Source organism: Mesorhizobium sp. M2A.F.Ca.ET.037.01.1.1 (genome assembly GCF_003998075.1).
Taxonomy (GTDB): Bacteria; Pseudomonadota; Alphaproteobacteria; order Rhizobiales; family Rhizobiaceae; genus Mesorhizobium.
This window is the reverse complement of record NZ_RZSA01001387.1, coordinates 1-1,271: the sequence shown is the minus strand read 5'-3', so window position 1 is coordinate 1,271 and position 1,271 is coordinate 1. Positions and strand designations below refer to the sequence as shown.

At 65.6% G+C, this 1,271-nt stretch carries 2 protein-coding genes; both read left to right on the top strand.

Annotated features, from left to right (window positions below; translation table 11 throughout):
* Nucleotides 1-417 (top strand): CoA transferase (locus EOA27_RS36980; RefSeq protein ID WP_145970847.1); only part of this gene is annotated, 417 nt, incomplete at its 5' end.
* The coding region (locus EOA27_RS36975) for a thiamine pyrophosphate-binding protein (RefSeq protein ID WP_245491334.1) at nt 414-1,271 on the top strand (858 nt) is incomplete at its 3' end. The genes EOA27_RS36980 and EOA27_RS36975, both read left to right, overlap by 4 nt.

Genomic DNA, 1,271 nt, shown 5'->3' with positions numbered 1-1,271 from the left:
ATCCTGGCTGTCGGCAATGACGGCCAGTTCGGCAAGTTCTGCGCCGTGGTCGGTCTCGCCGATCTGCCCGCTAATCCGGATTTCGCCACCAACCCCGCGCGGGTCGCCAACCGCGCAAGGTTGCGTGAGACGATTATCGAGAGGCTGGCTACATTCGACCGCGATTCGCTGCTGGCGAAGCTGGAGGCCGCCGGAGTGCCGGCGAGCCCGATCAACACGATCGGCCAGATGTTCGCCGACCCGCAGACCATCGCGCGCGGGATGCGGCTCGACCTTGACGACGGCCATGGCAACCGCCTGCCCTCGGTGCGCGCGCCGATGGTGATGTCGGGCACACCGCTCGTCTATGAGCGCTCCTCGCCGCGCCTTGGCGAGCACACCGCGGAAATCCTTGCCGAATTGGAGAAAGCAAAATGAAGACCGGCGGACAACTGATCGTCGAGGCGCTCGAGGCGAACGGCACCGACCGCATCTTCTGCGTTCCGGGCGAATCCTATCTCGCAGTGCTCGACGCCCTGCATGACTCCTCGATCCGCACCATCGTCTGCCGCCAGGAGGGCGGTGCCGCGATGATGGCCGACTGCCAGGGACGGTTGACCGGCAAGCCCGGCATCTGCTTCGTCACCCGCGGCCCAGGCGCCACCAACGCCTCGGCCGGCGTCCATATCGCCATGCAGGATTCGGTGCCCATGATCCTGTTTATCGGCCAGGTCGCCAGCCACGCCAAGGAACGCGAGGCCTTCCAGGAGGTCGACTACAAGCGTTTCTTCGGCGACATCGCCAAATGGGTGGTCGAGATCGACGATGCCGCGCGCATTCCCGAATTCGTCACCCGCGCTTTCTCGGTCGCGACGTCAGGACGCCCCGGCCCTGTGGTCATCTCGCTGCCCGAGGACATGCTGACCAGCGAGGTCGAGGCTCCGGCAGCCCTTCCGCACACGCCGGTCGAGACGCGTCCCGGCGAAGCCGAGCTCGATGCGGCGCAAATGCTGCTCGCCAACGCCAAGCGTCCCTTCGTCATCCTCGGCGGCACGCGCTGGAACGAGGAAGCCGTGGCGCAGATGCGCGTGATCGCCGAGACGTGGTCGCTGCCGGTCGGCTGCTCATTCCGCCGTCAGATGCTGTTCGACCATCTCCATCCGAATTACGCCGGCGATGTCGGCATCGGCATAAATCCCAAGCTCGCGGAGCGGATCAAGCAGGCCGACGTCGTGCTTTTGATCGGCGGCCGCCTGGGCGAGATGCCGTCTTCCGACTACACGCTGTTGAAA